1 protein-coding gene is annotated in these 452 nt (G+C 44.5%); it reads right to left on the bottom strand.

Annotation, left to right across the window (positions count from 1 at the left end; all coding sequences use genetic code 11):
* Positions 1–452: TilS substrate-binding domain-containing protein (locus tag ACTHUR_RS20670; RefSeq protein ID WP_440400668.1), on the bottom strand; the 452-nt coding region annotated here is incomplete at both ends.

The following is a 452-nucleotide window of genomic DNA, read 5'->3' as shown; positions in this document are numbered from 1 at the left end:
GAGTGGCACAATATGACACTCTTGCAATAGTTTTTCGACTGATTTTTCCCTCTGTCCCGACTGAATCACATCACTTTTGGCCACACTTCTAAGTACCGCCGGCTTCTCCAACTCCTCTGCCGACAAACCTCCCTTAAACGGTAATAAAACAAAACCATTTTCGAGCAAAATATCTTTCAGACGGCCTTGAACTTCCCTGCCATTACACCAAGGCAGTTTTTGAAACTCACTTTCCTGATAAACAAACAGCTTGTCTCGATATGCGACCAGTTCCCCATCTGACAAATTCAACTGCGCCTGATCTACGGTTTCTAACACTCGGGCAAAATCGGCAATACTGTGATAAGAAGGCAATGATTCCGTTTGCTTTCGTAAAAAATACCAAAGCAACCGACGACGCAAAAGCGGCGTACATTTCCGCCACAGACTGATGTTGAATATTCCGTTTGGAC

The sequence above is a fragment of the Neisseria sp. P0021.S007 genome (genome assembly GCF_051956855.1).
The sequence above is the reverse complement of the archived record's forward strand: the minus strand, read 5'-3'. Positions and strand labels throughout refer to the sequence as shown.